We start from the raw sequence: 13,889 nt of genomic DNA, 5'->3' as shown, positions 1-13,889 counted from the left end.
GGTCCACCGGCTCAGTCCTTCTTCAGCGCGGCGAGGGCGGCGAAGGGGCCGGTGGGCGCGGTGTCATTGAGGCCATGTTCGGCGCGGAAGGCGTCGGCATTCGGGCCTTCGGCGAAGGGATCGATGGCAAGCGCGAGGGTCTGCGCGATGGCTTCGCCGAGATCGAAGGCGGTGCCTTCGTATTCGATCTCGTCAAGGTCGTCGGCGCTGAGCTCCACTTCCTCGTCCGGCGTGATGGCGCCTGCGAGGGGCACGAAGCGCATCTGGACGGGCTCGTCGATATGAACGGGAAAGTCTTCGGCGGAGACGCGGCAGGCCTGGATCACGTCGGCCACGAGGCGGCCAGTGGCGGTGACCCGTTCACCCTCGCGCACCAGCTGGACAGTGGCCTGCATCGCGGGAATCGCCGTGATTCCGAAGCGCCCGGCTAGGCGGCGACGCGCGGCATCATCCGGCACGAGCGTGAGCGGCGCATCGGTGATCTGCCGCAGATCGACCGGGTAGCTGTATTCTGGCGCGGGCAGGCTCATCTGCCGATTTCTCCCGCCAGCACGCGGAAGCCGGGGACGAGCGCGAGGCCGGCGGCGAAGGCGCGGGCGCGCTGCGCGACGAGCAGGGGATCGGTGCCGGAGGTGAGCGTCACGTTGCGGCGCACGGCTTCAGCCATCGCGACCTCACCACCGGCAAGGCCTGTGCGGTAGGCGCCGAGACGGCCGCCGAGCGTGCCCATCAGTTTGCCGATATGCTTGCCGACCACGACATCGCCTACACCCTGTTCGCGCAACTGGCCGTCCATATCCTCGACGAACAGCTCGGTCAGGCGCGCGCTGGGGGCGATCAAGGCGTCCTCATGCTCCATGCGCAGCATGACGAGGCTGAGCACCAGCGTGATCATGTCGAACCGGCCCGCCAGCGTATCGGCGACACCGCAATCGCGGTACCATTCCTTCTCGCGCGCGATGGCAACGACGCGGTGCCACAGCTCGCGCACGGTATCGCGATCATCCTGGCGGGCACCGAACAGTCGGGCGAGGAGAGACATGGGAGCGGGTGTCCTTCTTGCGATGCGGCGCGGTTCAGGGCGGGGAAAGCGCCTGAGTGCCATTGCAGTAATTGGCCGCGCGCCTTAAGGCACGGGTCGATGAATGGCGATATAGGGCGCGCTTGCGGTTTGGCAAACGCCCCGATCGGGCACGGCAGCTGCCGGTGCCTTGCGCCAGCGGTTTTGGAGTAGCGCATGCGAGGGTACGGCTGGATCAAGGGACTGCGGGCGGTGTCGGCGCTGGGCGCGCTGACGCTCATGGCCAGCGGTTGTGCCAGCATCAAGGACCACCGCGGCTATCTGATCGATCCGGCGCTGACGGGTTCGGTGCAGCCGGGGATCGACAACCGCACTTCCGTGCAGCGCGCGCTGGGCCAGCCGACGTTCAAGAGCGAGTTCGGCAAGCAGATCTGGTACTACGTCTCGATCGATACCAAGCAGCGCCCATTCAAGCGCCCGCAGGCCAAGACACAGACCGTGCTGATGGTGAACTTCGACGAGAAGGGAAATGTTTCCAGCGTGGAACAGCGGGGGATGGAAAAGGTCGTCTCGCTCAATCCCGATGGCCACAAGACCCCGACCCTGGGCCGCAACCGCAGCTTCTTCGAGGATCTGTTCGGCAACATCGGTTCGGTCGGCGCGATTCCCGGGCAAGCCGGTGCGGGCGGCGGACCGCAGGGTTCCGGGCCCAACGGAAGCTGAGGGTTCGGCATAGCGCTTGAACCGGATTTTGTGCGCCCCATATCGGGTGCATGAACGACAGACATTCCGCACACGGGCTCGTGCAGTGGCACGGCACCACGATCATCGGCGTCAAGAAAAACGGCCGCACCGTCATTGCCGGTGACGGGCAGGTTTCCATGGGCAACACCGTGATGAAACCCAATGCGCGGAAAGTTCGGCGCATCGGGGAAGGCAAGGTGATTGCCGGCTTCGCGGGCGCGACGGCGGATGCATTCACCTTGTTCGAACGGCTGGAGCGCAAGCTGGAGCAGCATCGGGGGCAGCTGATGCGCGCCGCCGTGGAACTCGCCAAGGACTGGCGGACTGACAAGTATTTGCGCAATCTCGAAGCACTGATGATCGTCGCGGATGCCGAGACGATGCTGATCCTGACCGGCAACGGCGATGTGCTGGAGCCCGAAGGCGGAATCGCCGCGATCGGCTCCGGCGGGAACTATGCGCTGGCGGCGGCGCGGGCGCTCGATCCTTACGAGGACGATGCGGAGAAGATCGCGCGCCGGGCGATGCAGGTGGCGGCGGAAGTCTGCGTCTTCACCAATGACCGCGTGACGCTGGAAGAAATCTGAGCGCCGCTGACCCACCCCCGACCCCTCTCGCACGCGGGAGGGGAGTGAGAGAATCCATGATTGAAAGCCTGACGCCCAAAGCCATTGTTGCCGCGCTTGATGCGCATATTGTCGGCCAGGCCGATGCCAAGAAGGCCGTGGCGGTCGCCTTGCGCAATCGCTGGCGGCGGCAGAAGCTGCCGCCTGAACTGCGCGATGAAGTGACGCCGAAGAACATCCTGATGATCGGGCCCACGGGCTGCGGCAAGACCGAGATCAGCCGGCGGCTGGCGAAGCTGGCCGAAGCGCCGTTCGTGAAGGTCGAGGCGACCAAGTTCACTGAAGTTGGCTATGTCGGCCGCGATGTGGAGCAGATCGCGCGCGATCTGGTCGAGGAAGCGGTGCGGCTCGAAAAGGAGCGCCGGCGCGAGGCGGTGCGCGAGGCGGCTAGCAAGGCGGCGATGGACCGGCTTTTGAAGGCGCTGGTCGGCGACGGCGCGAGCGAGGCGACGCGTGAGAGCTTTCGCCAGCGGATCACCGAAGGCGCGATGAACGACGTCGAGGTCGAGATCGAGGTGGAGGATACGCCCGCCAAGGCCATGGAAATCCCAGGCATGCAGGGCGGGATCGGCATGATCAACCTCTCCGAGATGATGGGCAAGGCCTTCGGGCAGAAGCCGCTCAAGCGGCGCAAGCTGCGCGTGGCGGATGCCTGGGACAAGCTGGTCGACGAAGAGGCCGAGAAGCGCATGGATCAGGACGACGTCGCGCGCGCGGCGCTGATCAATGCCGAGACCAACGGTATCGTGTTCATCGACGAGATCGACAAGATCGCGGTGAGCGACGTGCGCGGCGGCTCCGTCAGCCGCGAGGGCGTGCAGCGCGATCTGCTGCCCTTGATCGAGGGCACGACGGTCGCGACCAAGTACGGGCCGATGAAGACTGACCACGTGCTGTTCATCGCCTCGGGCGCGTTCCATGTGGCCAAGCCCAGCGACATGCTGCCCGAACTGCAGGGGCGTCTGCCGATCCGGGTGGAGCTGACTGCGCTGACCGAGGACGATTTCGTGCATATCCTCTCCTCGACGCGGGCAAACCTTGTCGAGCAGTACCGCGCACTTCTGGGCACGGAGGAAGTGACGGTGGACTTCACGCCGGACGCGATCCGGGCTGTCGCGCGGACGGCGGCGCAAGTGAACGAGACGGTCGAGAACATCGGCGCGCGGCGGTTGCAGACGGTGATGGAAAAGCTGCTCGAGGAAGTGAGCTTTGAGGCCGAAGACCGGCGCGGGACGACGGTGACGGTGGATGCGGCTTATGTGGCAGAACGGCTGGCAGGGCTGGCGGGCAACGCGGATCTGTCGAAGTATATTCTTTAGGCCTCGTCCTGCGCCAGCAGGCGGTTCAACACCGGCGCGGCAATCAGGATGCCGATCCCGGCGCCGGTGCAGATAGCGGCGTTGATCAGCCAGAACGGCGCTGGGCCGAGGCTTTCGTAGAGCCCGCCCATCCAGCCGCTCAGAATGCTGCCGGCTGCGACGGCCAGCATGCAGATCCCGACAAAGGTGCCGCGCAGGCTCTCCGGCGCGCGTGTGCCGTAGAGACCGAGGATGACGGGGGCATAGTACATCGCGCCGAAGTTCGAGGTCACGTGGAAGAGTAGCGGGAGGGCGATGGGCGCGCGGCCCGCGGTGTTCGCCATTAGCGGCCCCGCCGCGAGCAGGCCGACGCTGAGGCCGAAGATCACGCTGCCGATGGCAAGCTTGGTGAGGACATCGGGTTCGCGTCCGCGCTTGGCCTGCATCGACCAGATCCACAGGACGAGCGGAATGAACAGGCCCGGGGCAAGGCCGTCCAGCGACTGGAACCACGGGACCGGGACACTGAAGCCGCCCAGATCAAGGTTCACGCTGTCGCGCAGCCAGATGTTGTAGACATTCCAGATCTGCGCCTGCGCCGTCCAGTATCCTACCACCATCGGCCAGATCATCAGGAGACCCAGCACGCGGCGGCGCTCGCCCGGGGTGAGGGGCGCCCGTTTGCCGGTGGGCTGGCGGGCGCCATGCTGTGCGGCGGTTAGCCAGCGCTGGCCGGCGAGATAGGTTGCAAGGCCGATCAGCATGCCGAAGCCCGCCACCGCGAAACCGGCATGCCAGCCCCAGATAGCGGCGACGCTGCCGCTCAGGATCGGCGCGGCGGCGGCGCCAAAGTTGATGCCGAGGTAGTAGTACTGGAAGGCATTGACCTCGCGGGCATCTCCATTGGCATAGAGCGACTTGATCTGCGCCGAGAGATTGCCGCGCAGCAGGCCCGCGCCACACATCAGGAGAACCAGCGCGATGAGGAAGGTGCGATCGAAGGCGAGCGCGAAATGGCCCATCGTCATCATCGCCGCGCCGCCGCCGACGGCGATCTTGCGGCCCGTCACCCGGTCACCGATCCAGCCGCCGAGCAGCGGGAAGCCGGTGACGCAGGCGTAGTAGTAGCCGAAAGTCTGCAGCGCTAGCGCCTGCGGGCTGAGCGCCCCGGAGGTGGCTTCGAGCGCGGCGCGCCAGGGCGCAAAACCGATGATGGTGGCGACGCGATCGGGGTGCAGCAGCAGGTCGCCGGTCATGTAGAGCACCAGCATCGCGACCATGCCGTGGAACGAGATGCGGTCCCAGAACTCGGTGCCGGCGAGGACCCAGAGGCCCTTGGGCTGGCCGAACAGATCGGTTGTGCGCACGGACGCGGGGGCTGTTTGATCGGCCAAAGATATCCTCCACTCCGAGCCAGAGTGGACGAAGCTAGGGTTATTGCAATGTATTTGGGTCCGGACTGATGGGGCTGGCATCGTTCCCCTCGATCCAGCGCACCAGCCGGTGCCGCACGAGCAGCAACACGATGCCGGCGCTACCTGAGATCGAGGCGCTGACCGCCCAGAACAGCGGCGGAGAGACGGACTGATACCAGCCGCCCATGACGCCGCTGAGCAGGCTGGCCCCGGTGACCGACAGCGATTCGAGGCCGATGACGGTCCCCCTCCATTGTTCGGGCGCGTGTTCGGCAAAGAAGGAGCGGATCACCGGGGCAAAGCTGATCGCGCCGAAGTTCGAGACGACATGGAACAGCACGACCAGCCAGAGCGGTCCGCGGTCATCGGAACCGGCAAAGGCGGGTTCGGCGGCGAGCATCAGGGTCGATCCCGCCATGATCAGGCAGCCGGTGGCCGCCTTGGTCAGCGTGGTCGGTTCGGCCCCGCGTCTGGCCTGCGACCGCCAGAGCAGGATCAGGATCGGCGCGGCCACGGCCGGGGCAAGTCCGTCGAGCGATTGCAGCCACGGAATCGGCACGGCAAAGCCGCCCACTTCCATGCGGATGTGATCGCGCACCCACAGGCTGTAGACGTTCCAGATCTGCGCCTGACTGGTCCAGAAGGCGAGGCTTACCGGCCAGACCAGCGCAAGCCCGATCAGCCCGCGCCGCTCGCGCGGCGTGAAGGCTCGCGCGGGCCCGGCGTGCCTGACGCGTGGGGGTTGCACCGGCAAGTGGCGCGATCCGGCGAGATACCAGACCAGCCCTGCCAGCATGCCAAAGCCCGCCACCGCGAAGCCGGCATGCCAGCCATAGGCCTTGGCCACCGCGCCACTGGCGATCGGGGCCACGAATGCGCCGATGTTGATGGCAAAGCTGTAGGCCTGGAAAGCATCGGCCAGCCGCCGGTCGCCTTCGGCATAGAGCGCGCGGATCTGCGGCGTAAGGTTGCCGCGCAGCAAGCCCGCCCCTGTCACCAGCAGAACCAGCGCCAGCAGGAAGGTGGCATCGAAGGCCATGCAGAAGTGCCCTGCGGTCATCGACATGGCACCGGTGGCGACAGCGGTGCGCCGGGTCACGACCTTGTCGCCCAGCCAGCCTCCCACCAGCGGCAGGAAAGTGACTCCGGCGAAGTAGAGACCGAACGTCTGGGTGGCGATCCCCGTTGGGGTCATCGTCACCCCGATGGACTGCAGGAAACTGCGATAGGCAGCAAAGCCGACGATCTGCTCGCTGCGGGCGCCGACCAGCAAGTCTCCGGTCATGTAGAGGACCAGCATGGAGACCATCCCGTGGAACGAGACCCGGTCCCAGAATTCGGTGCCGGCGAGGGTCCAGAGCCCCTTCGGCTGGCCAAAGCGTTCGTTTGCGTTGGTTTCAGGCATGATCGCCGCACCGTGGCGTGCGCCTGACCGCCGCGCAAGGCGGGAATTGTCAGAAGGGGGCAGTCTGCTAGAACGAGGAGATGTATACGACCCCCGAAGACCGCCCGATCTACCGCCTGCTTACCGGCAAGGACGACCGCGCCTTTTGCGACCGCGTGTCCGAGGCGCTGATGCAGGGCTGGCGGCTTTATGGTTCGCCCACGATCACCTGGGACGAGGAAGGCGGCTGCATGAAGGCCGCGCAGGCGGTGGTGTGGCATGAGGCCGATGTGGTGAAGTGACGCCGAAATCTGCGCCTCTCTACTTCAGGATCAGGAAGCTGATTGATGACGACTTGAAGTTCAATCATCGCCCCGCTTCACCGCTCCTCCCGATGTTCATCGCTCCGCCAGCAGTTTTCCTTCTTCAGTCAGCCGAGGCATGGTGCATCGTCATGGGCTCTCTCATCTGCAGCCTCCTGGCTTGCGCGGAAATGTTCGTGTTGTGGCGGATGAGCCGGATGCTGCGAGCGCGAGGTTTGCGCGCGGGGCGTTCGTATGAGCGTCGGGACCGTTACGCCCTGCCGCCTGAATATGCCCAAACAGAGTCGGCTCCTCTGGCTGCCCGTCGGCGGCAGCGTCGCAAAACTTAGCTGCCTTGCTTGAACACAGTCAGGCTTTCCGGATCGAACTCGGGCCGGTCGCCGGCGGACTGATAATAGACGCCGATGCCCGAGAAGAGGCGCCAGTAGGTGTCGGGCCAGGCGGAACGGCCATAGGGACCGCAGGGCATGTCCAGCGCGGCGGTCACGCGGGATTCGCTGGTAGCCAGATCGTAAACCAAGGCATCGTAGGGATAGCCCTCGCCGCGCGGCGTGCGCAGGGCGCAGCGCTGGGTCTGGGGCTGCGGCAGGCCGGCGGAGGCGAGGGTGTAGACTGCGAGGTGTGCCGGACTGCTTTCGACGATTGTTAGCGCCTTGCGGCCCATCAGCTCCGCATTGCGGGCGGTTTCGGCATAGCGCAGCACGAGCGCGCCGCCTTGCTGGGGCGTTACGGCGAGGCGGGTAGTCTTCTCGCCGCAGCGCATGGCAGCGTAGAGCAGCCAGCGGCCGCCGGTGAGCTGGGCTTCCTGCGCGATTACATCGCAGCCTTGCGGCGGATTCCAAGCGCCGCGTGGCAGGCGGGCGAGCGCATCGGCGCGGCAGAGGCCGGAGCCGGGGAGGAGCCCGCCGGTTGCGGCGCAAGGAACCGGCTGCGGCGCGGATGGTTCGGCCTGCGGGGCGGCGAGCAGAAGGGCGAGAGTGAGCATCGCCCGGCGTGTCTATTCCGCCGCTTCGCTGAGGTCGCCCTGTTCGGCGGCCTGCCGGTTCCACATTTCGGCGTAGAGGCCGTCGCGGCGGAGCAGTTCGAGGTGGCCGCCGCTTTCGACGAGGCGGCCCTGATCGAGCACGAAGATGCGGTCCGAATCCGCGATGGTCGAGAGGCGGTGCGCGATCGAGATCGTGGTGCGCTGTTCGGCAAGGCCGCGCATGGTGGACAGGATATCCTGCTCGGTGCGGGTATCGAGCGCGCTGGTGGCCTCGTCGAAGAGGACGATGGGCGGGTTCTTCACCAGTGTGCGCGCGATGGCGACGCGCTGCTTTTCGCCGCCCGAAAGCTTGAGGCCGCGTTCGCCGACTTCGGTTTCGAAACCCTTCGGCAGGCGTTCGATCAGCGGCGTGAGCGCGGCGGCGCGGGCGGCGGCTTCGACGTCGGAAATGTCCGCGCCGTCGCGGCCATAGGCGATGTTGTAGCCGATGGTATCGTTGAACAGCACCGAATCCTGCGGGACGATGCCGAGCACCGCGCGCAGCGATTTCTGCGTGACGAGGCGGATATCCTGCCCGTCGATCAGGATGCGCCCGGCCTGCGGATCGTAGAAGCGGAATAGCAGGCGCGCGATGGTCGACTTGCCCGCGCCCGAGGGGCCGACGATGGCGACCTTGCTGCCGGCGGCGATCTCGAGCGTCAGGCCGTGGAGGATCGTGCGGTCCGGGTCATAGCCGAAGGTCACGTTGTCGAACACGACTGCGGGCTGGCGGACGAGGAGGGCAGGCGCGCCGGGGGCGTCGGCCACTTCCTGCGGCTCGTCCATCAGCTTGAACATCGCGGCCATGTCGATCAGGCCCTGGCGGATGGTGCGGTAGACCATGCCGAGCATGTCGAGCGGGCGGAACAGCTGGGTGAGGTAGGTGTTGACGAAGACGACATCGCCAACGGTGAGCTGGCCCTTGGCCCAGCCCCACACGGTGTAGGCCATCGCGCCCGCCATGAGCAGATTGACGATCAGCGCCTGCGTGATGTTGAGCAGGCCCAATGAGTTCTCGCTCTTCACCGCGGCATCGGCATAGGCGCGGGTGGCCTGCGCGTAGCGGGCTTCCTCGCGCGCTTCGGCGGCGAAGTACTTCACCGTTTCGTAGTTGAGCAGCGAATCGACGGCGCGGGCCATGGCCTGTCCGTCGAGCCGATTCATCTTCTCGCGCAGCGCGTTGCGCCATTCGGTGATGGTGCGCGTGGCCCAGGCATAGAGCACGACCGCCAGCGCGGTGGCGGCGACGAGCGGCCAGCCGAAACTGATGTAGAAGATCACCGCGACCGCGACGAGCTCGATCACCGTGGGCGCGATGTTGAAGAGGAGGAAATAGAGCATCACGTCGATGCTCTTGGTCCCGCGCTCGATCACCTTGGTGACCTCGCCGGTGCGGCGGGCGAGGTGGAAGCGCAGCGACAGCTTGTGGAGGCGGCTGAACACGTCTTCCGCGAGCGCGCGGGTAGCGTCCTGCCCGACGCGTTCGAACACGATGTTGCGCAAGTTGTCGAAAGCGACGCCGGAGAAGCGGCCGAGCGCATAGGCGAGCACGAAAGCGAGCGCGACGGCATAGGCGCTGCCGGCAGTGCCCGCTGTGGTGCCGGGCAGGCTCATCGCATCGATGGCGCGCTTGTAGGCATAAGGGAGCGCAAGCGTGGTAGCCTTGGCGGCGAGGATCAGCAGTGTGGCGCCGATGATCCGCCGCCGCAGCACCGGGTTATCGCGCGGCCAGAGATAGGGCAGGAAGCGGCGAAGCGTGCCCCAGCCATCGTGGCGGGCATCAGGATCAGTGGCGGTATCTGGCGGCATTGTACCCAGATAGGGGCTTTGGCGGGTTTCGCCAGTGGTTATGGGGAATTGCCGCGCGTACCTTTCAGAACCGGATCGGAATCTCGGCGCTGTCGGGCAGGTCGAAAAGAATGCGCTTGCTCGAAAAATCGATCGCGACGCGGCGGAACAGCTTGAGCTGGTTCATGCCCATGAACATCGCCGGGCGCTTGACCAGTTCGAGCTTGTCGAAGGCGGGAGTATCGGCGAAGACGAGCATCGAATTGCTCATCGTCATCGTGCCGAGCCTTACGGTTTTTGCCATGGCGATATCGGCCATGATCGTCTGCCCGGTGACGGACTGAAGCTCGGTCGTCTCGCCCTTGTGGCGCTTGGCGAGCGCCTTCTGCAGCGCGCGGTTGCCGATCGACGTGTCGGAGCCGGTGTCGATCACGATATCGGTGCGCACGCCATCGATGATCGCGTTGGTCATGATGAGCTGGCCCGAGCGGCGGCGAGCCTGCACCACGATCTCGAACCCGCGGCTGCCGCCGAGCTGAACGGCATCGCCGATCGTCATGCGCTTCTTTGCGAAATCAAGGAGGACGCGCTGGTCCTGCAGGCTGTCGAGTCCGATGATCCCATCGGCGCCGATGTTGTAGCCATCGAGCAGCGGAGCGGTGAGGCCATAGAAGCTGCGGCGACCGAGGTTTATCTCGTCAATCTCGACCAGATCGACGCTCTGCGTGCCGGCGATGCCGATCAGGAGCCCCTTGCCCGACATCGGCAACTGCAGCTGCGTGGCAATATCGCGAGCGAGGACGGTGCGCTCGGCGCCGGTGTCGACAAGGAAATCGTAGGGGCCAGCCTGACCAATCCGGACCGGGACGGTCATGCGGTCGTGCCGGTCGATATCGGCTTTCACGATATCGATCCCGCCGGGGCCGGTCTCGGCCGGAGGCAGCGGTGCGGGCGTGGCCAGCGCGAGCGCGCCGGTTGAAAGCATTGCGAGCAGACCCATGGCGTCCTTCTCCTGCGAAGAAGCATACGCCTTTCCTTTGGCGCTGCCTATGGATTTCAGGGCCTTGCGGGTTCCACGCGGCGGTGGCGCAGCGCGCCTGCAAGTTCGCCAAGAAGGCCGGTAATCTCGGCAAAGAGCGGGTGGCCGATGAAGCGGAGCACGACAAACCAGAGCACGGCGCCCGTGCCGGCGGTGACCAGCATCTGCAGCGCGCCCGCCTCTGCCGCCGGGGCCCAGAGCTGATAGCCTACCAGCACCGGCGTGATTGCAGCGCCGGTGGCGATGAGGCTGCGCAGGTAGATCACCGCAAGATCGCGCCAGCGGAAGCCGAGCATTTCCTGCATGAACGGCGCATAGATCACCATGAACACGAGGCCATGAGCAAAGCGCGAGATGGCAACCCAGATGAGGCCGAAAGGCGCGGCAATCGCAAGCAGCAGCACCGAGGCCAGCGTCTCGATCACATTGCGGCGGATAAGGCCGCGCATCCGGCCAAGCAGGACCGGAAGATCGCCATTGAGCGGCAGCGCGATGTAACACAGCTGCGAGAACGCGACCCAGCCCAGCAGCGGGGCGGCCGCCAGCCAGCGCTCGCCGTAGAGCAGGTGGATGATCGGCTCGGCAAGGACCGCGATTCCCGCCATCGCCGGCCAGGTCACGCCGGTATAGGCCGCAACCACGCGCAAATAGGGCGGGCCGAGCGGCTCGCCGCTATCGCGCACGCGGCGGAAGGCGGGATAGAATACGCCGGTCACCGCCCCGGCGACCAGCTGGCGGAGCTGCAGCGCAAGACCCGAGGCGCGGGCGAAAAGACCGACGGCGGCGTTGTCGATCAGGCGACCGATGACGAGTTCGGGTGCGCGGCCGGTGATCGAGTAGCACGTGGCCTGCGCGCTGTTGGTGCCGCCGAGCTGGAACACGGGCGCGGCGCCTTCGAGCCGCAGCGGCCAGGGCAGCATGAGGCCTGCGCGCCATTGGCTTACGAGGAGGCGCGCGGCCTGCTGGGCAAAGGCGCCCCACGCCAGCGCCAGCGCACCATAGCCGAAGAGCGCCAGCGTGATCGCCACACCGGCATTGGCGATGGATGAGCCGACCTCGATCATCGTGTTGGACTTGTAGTCCATCCGCCGCTGGCAGGTGGCCTGCGGGACGATCGCGAGCGGCACGAGCAGATAGGAGCACGCAATGACGAGTGCGACCGGGCGCATTGCCGGATCGTGATAGAAAGCTGCGATCGGCCCGGAGGCCAGAATTGCCAGCAGCGCGATGCCCCAGGCGAAGACGACCGAAATGGTGAAGGCGGTGTGGAGCTTGTCCGCGGTCAGATCCCGCTCGCCGTTGATGTAGCGGGTGACGCCGAAGTCCTGCAGGAAGGCGACCAGCGTGATCGCGGCGAAGGCGATCGAGAACAGGCCCAGCTGCGCCGGCGTGATGAACCAGCGCGCGAGGACGACGCTGGTGGCGAACTGGATCGCAAAGGACGTGTATTGCGAGACCAGCGCCCAAGCGGCGGCCGTGCGCACCGACATGACCGGCGGCTGCTCGGCAAGCTCTGCAATGAGGCGATCGATGCGGGCCAAGTTCAACCCTCGGATTCGAGGAAGCTGGGGTAAGCAGCTCCGGCGACTGCACCCCGGCTGTGGGCACGGCGGCGCCAGCGCAGCATCGGGCGGGCGAGCGCCGGGAAGAGATGCCAAAGTGCGAACGACAGGCGCCATGTCACACCGGCAACCTGGCTGCGGCAACCATGCAGTGCCGAGAGGCCACGCTGGGTGTCGCCATCGACGATGCAATCTATCGCATGTTCGAATTCGAGCGCGGCGCGGCTGTCGGCAAGGAGACGGTCGAGCAGCGGGATCTCGGGTGCATCGGCGGCGAGCGCCGCGCGCGCCTTCTCATAAGTGCGGATATTGCCGAGCAGCATGCGCCCCGCATTGGCCGAGGCACTGCCCGGACGGACGCGATATTCGCCGAGTATCGCATCGATATAGTGGGCTGTGCCCCCGAGCATCATCAGGCGCACCCAGAGATCAAAATCTTCCGACTGCGCCATGCGGGTATCGAAGCCGCCGATCGCATCGAAATCGGCGCGGCGGAAGGTGGTGCCGATATAGACGTTGAAAGAGCGGTCGAGCACCTGCGCGAGCGCGCCATGCGTCGGCTGGGGGGATTCGACGCAGGTGTGCAGGCGGGGCACCGCTCCGAAGATCAGCGCATTGCAGGTGACCAGACGGACACCGGGGTCGGCCTCGAGAATCGGGACGACCGCGGCGAGATAGCCGGGCCGGAAAAGGTCGTCGCCATCAAGCAGCGAAACCAGGGGTGCGGTGGCGGCAGCGATCGCCGTGTTGCGCGCGCAGGAGACACCGTGGTTTCCCGTGGCGAGGAAGCGGATGCGCGGATCGGAGAGGAAAGGAGCAACAGCGCCCGCAACATCATCCGGCGCGCCATCATCAATAACGATGCATTCCCACTCGCTGAAGGACTGGCGCTGGAGGGAGGTGAGCGCCTCGCCAAGCAGGTGGGCGACACCATAGGCTGGCACGATCACCGCCACGCGTGCACCCGTGCGCGTGCGCGCGGAAGAGGCATTCTCCGTGCCCGGCAAAGCTGCTGGCGGAGGCGCATGGTGAGAATCGCCGATCATGTCCGGTCTGGACTATGTCTGAGCAGCTTAAGGTTTCGCTTACGAAGCCGAGTCGGAAGCGATTCTTCGCGATTCCGAGCGACTCAGGGGGGTGATTCGGCGGGAAGGCGATTCAGGAGGGGCGCGCAACAATCGCAAAGTCCCCTGTTTTCGGGGGGTTTGCGACTTGTTTCAAAAAAAATGCAAAATCCCGTTGACGGGCCCGAACCCCCTCCATATATGCCCCTTCACCGGCAGGGAACGGCGGCTTCGCTTCCTCCTCTACCGGTCGCCAACATAGTCGGACACCAAGTCCCCCGGTAGCAAAAATCGGGGAACACTGGTTGTCCGCCAAATTCTGTCTGGTGGCTCTTTGACATCGTTAGTTTAGATGAAGGGACATGTGGGCGACGGCGCCCGGTGTCGAGGGTCTTTGGGCCTCGAACGCCGGTAACCAAGCCGATGTCTGTATGTCCTTCGTATCCATTACGTTTGACAAGTGCAGGTTATCGGCTCCCGAAGTTCGATACCTCGCGGTCTGCGGGCTCCGGCTCGTGCTGCAAGGTGTTGTGACAAAACTTGAGAGTTTGATCCTGGCTCAGAACGAACGCTGGCGGCATGCCTAACACATGCAAGTCGA

Annotated in this window: 13 protein-coding genes and 1 rRNA gene; 5 read left to right on the top strand and 9 right to left on the bottom strand. The window is 65.7% G+C overall.

All coding sequences use genetic code 11. The features are described 5' to 3' along the window. Positions 1 to 11: 11 nt before the first annotated feature. Both K5Q19_RS10555 and K5Q19_RS10550 read right to left on the bottom strand, forming a co-directional pair. Complete coding sequence (locus K5Q19_RS10555) at positions 12 to 530, bottom strand: DUF177 domain-containing protein (RefSeq protein ID WP_292944604.1); 519 nt, start codon at positions 528 to 530, stop codon at positions 12 to 14. Beyond that, complete coding sequence (locus K5Q19_RS10550; protein ID WP_292944601.1) at positions 527 to 1,042, bottom strand: ubiquinol-cytochrome C chaperone family protein; 516 nt, start codon at positions 1,040 to 1,042, stop codon at positions 527 to 529. Before K5Q19_RS10550 ends, K5Q19_RS10555 begins: the two co-directional genes overlap by 4 nt. A 195-nt stretch (positions 1,043 to 1,237) precedes the next feature. On the opposite strand from K5Q19_RS10550, the gene K5Q19_RS10545 reads away from it, so the two are divergent. From K5Q19_RS10545 to hslU, 3 genes are read left to right on the top strand one after another with little or no spacing between them, the layout of a single operon-like run. Next, positions 1,238 to 1,744, top strand: coding sequence for an outer membrane protein assembly factor BamE (locus tag K5Q19_RS10545; protein ID WP_292944598.1), 507 nt, complete (start codon positions 1,238 to 1,240; stop codon positions 1,742 to 1,744). Positions 1,745 to 1,794: 50 nt separating this feature from the next. Continuing rightward, positions 1,795 to 2,352, top strand: a complete 558-nt coding sequence (hslV, locus tag K5Q19_RS10540) for an ATP-dependent protease subunit HslV (protein ID WP_292944595.1) — start codon at positions 1,795 to 1,797, stop codon at positions 2,350 to 2,352. 56 nt (positions 2,353 to 2,408) lie between these two features. Then, positions 2,409 to 3,710: an ATP-dependent protease ATPase subunit HslU gene (hslU, locus tag K5Q19_RS10535; protein ID WP_292944592.1), complete on the top strand. Its 1,302-nt coding sequence runs from the start codon at positions 2,409 to 2,411 to the stop codon at positions 3,708 to 3,710. On the opposite strand, the gene K5Q19_RS10530 is transcribed toward hslU, so the two are convergent. After that, on the bottom strand, positions 3,707 to 5,056 hold the full coding sequence (locus tag K5Q19_RS10530) for a peptide MFS transporter (RefSeq protein ID WP_292944589.1): 1,350 nt from the start codon (positions 5,054 to 5,056) through the stop codon (positions 3,707 to 3,709). The genes hslU and K5Q19_RS10530 overlap by 4 nt on opposite strands. Before the next feature lie 67 nt (positions 5,057 to 5,123). Further along, a complete protein-coding gene (locus K5Q19_RS10525) occupies positions 5,124 to 6,509 on the bottom strand; it encodes a peptide MFS transporter (RefSeq protein WP_292944586.1) in 1,386 nt (461 codons plus the stop codon). A gap of 80 nt (positions 6,510 to 6,589) precedes the next feature. On the opposite strand from K5Q19_RS10525, the gene K5Q19_RS10520 reads away from it, so the two are divergent. Further along, the gene (locus K5Q19_RS10520) at positions 6,590 to 6,790 is read left to right on the top strand and encodes a DUF1737 domain-containing protein (protein ID WP_292944583.1); all 201 of its coding nucleotides are present in this window, start codon (positions 6,590 to 6,592) and stop codon (positions 6,788 to 6,790) included. Positions 6,791 to 7,136: 346 nt separating this feature from the next. Here the strand turns inward: K5Q19_RS10520 and K5Q19_RS10515 are convergent, their stop codons facing one another. The 5 genes from K5Q19_RS10515 to K5Q19_RS10495 all read right to left on the bottom strand — a co-directional run bounded on the left by K5Q19_RS10515 (position 7,137) and on the right by K5Q19_RS10495 (position 13,270). Continuing rightward, entirely contained in the window at positions 7,137 to 7,796 is a 660-nt protein-coding gene (locus tag K5Q19_RS10515) for a hypothetical protein (protein ID WP_292944580.1), read from the bottom strand. Positions 7,797 to 7,808: 12 nt separating this feature from the next. Beyond that, entirely contained in the window at positions 7,809 to 9,644 is a 1,836-nt protein-coding gene (locus tag K5Q19_RS10510) for an ABC transporter ATP-binding protein/permease (RefSeq protein WP_292944577.1), read from the bottom strand. 64 nt (positions 9,645 to 9,708) lie between these two features. Then, a complete protein-coding gene (locus tag K5Q19_RS10505) occupies positions 9,709 to 10,623 on the bottom strand; it encodes an aspartyl protease family protein (protein WP_292944574.1) in 915 nt (304 codons plus the stop codon). 56 nt (positions 10,624 to 10,679) lie between these two features. Next, complete coding sequence (locus tag K5Q19_RS10500) at positions 10,680 to 12,203, bottom strand: lipopolysaccharide biosynthesis protein (protein ID WP_292944571.1); 1,524 nt, start codon at positions 12,201 to 12,203, stop codon at positions 10,680 to 10,682. A 2-nt stretch (positions 12,204 to 12,205) separates the two neighbouring features. Beyond that, complete coding sequence (locus tag K5Q19_RS10495) at positions 12,206 to 13,270, bottom strand: glycosyltransferase family A protein (protein WP_292944567.1); 1,065 nt, start codon at positions 13,268 to 13,270, stop codon at positions 12,206 to 12,208. A 554-nt stretch (positions 13,271 to 13,824) separates the two neighbouring features. On the opposite strand from K5Q19_RS10495, the gene K5Q19_RS10490 reads away from it, so the two are divergent. Beyond that, positions 13,825 to 13,889 (top strand): 16S ribosomal RNA (locus tag K5Q19_RS10490); the annotation flags it as partial.

Origin of the sequence: Novosphingobium sp., assembly GCF_019748365.1 — a bacterium.
Lineage (GTDB): Bacteria > Pseudomonadota > Alphaproteobacteria > Sphingomonadales > Sphingomonadaceae > Novosphingobium.
Note: the sequence above shows the minus strand (reverse complement) of the source record. Positions and strands in the feature narration are given on the sequence as shown.

Coding starts and splice junctions, on each gene's coding strand:
- K5Q19_RS10495 (WP_292944567.1), bottom strand. CDS start 13,270: ATGATCGGCGATTCTCACCATGCGCCTCCGCCAGCAGCTTTGCCGGGC.
- K5Q19_RS10525 (WP_292944586.1), bottom strand. CDS start 6,509: ATGCCTGAAACCAACGCAAACGAACGCTTTGGCCAGCCGAAGGGGCTC.
- hslV (WP_292944595.1), top strand. CDS start 1,795: ATGAACGACAGACATTCCGCACACGGGCTCGTGCAGTGGCACGGCACC.
- K5Q19_RS10505 (WP_292944574.1), bottom strand. CDS start 10,623: ATGGGTCTGCTCGCAATGCTTTCAACCGGCGCGCTCGCGCTGGCCACG.
- K5Q19_RS10550 (WP_292944601.1), bottom strand. CDS start 1,042: ATGTCTCTCCTCGCCCGACTGTTCGGTGCCCGCCAGGATGATCGCGAT.
- K5Q19_RS10520 (WP_292944583.1), top strand. CDS start 6,590: ATGTATACGACCCCCGAAGACCGCCCGATCTACCGCCTGCTTACCGGC.
- K5Q19_RS10515 (WP_292944580.1), bottom strand. CDS start 7,796: ATGCTCACTCTCGCCCTTCTGCTCGCCGCCCCGCAGGCCGAACCATCC.
- K5Q19_RS10510 (WP_292944577.1), bottom strand. CDS start 9,644: ATGCCGCCAGATACCGCCACTGATCCTGATGCCCGCCACGATGGCTGG.
- hslU (WP_292944592.1), top strand. CDS start 2,409: ATGATTGAAAGCCTGACGCCCAAAGCCATTGTTGCCGCGCTTGATGCG.
- K5Q19_RS10555 (WP_292944604.1), bottom strand. CDS start 530: ATGAGCCTGCCCGCGCCAGAATACAGCTACCCGGTCGATCTGCGGCAG.
- K5Q19_RS10545 (WP_292944598.1), top strand. CDS start 1,238: ATGCGAGGGTACGGCTGGATCAAGGGACTGCGGGCGGTGTCGGCGCTG.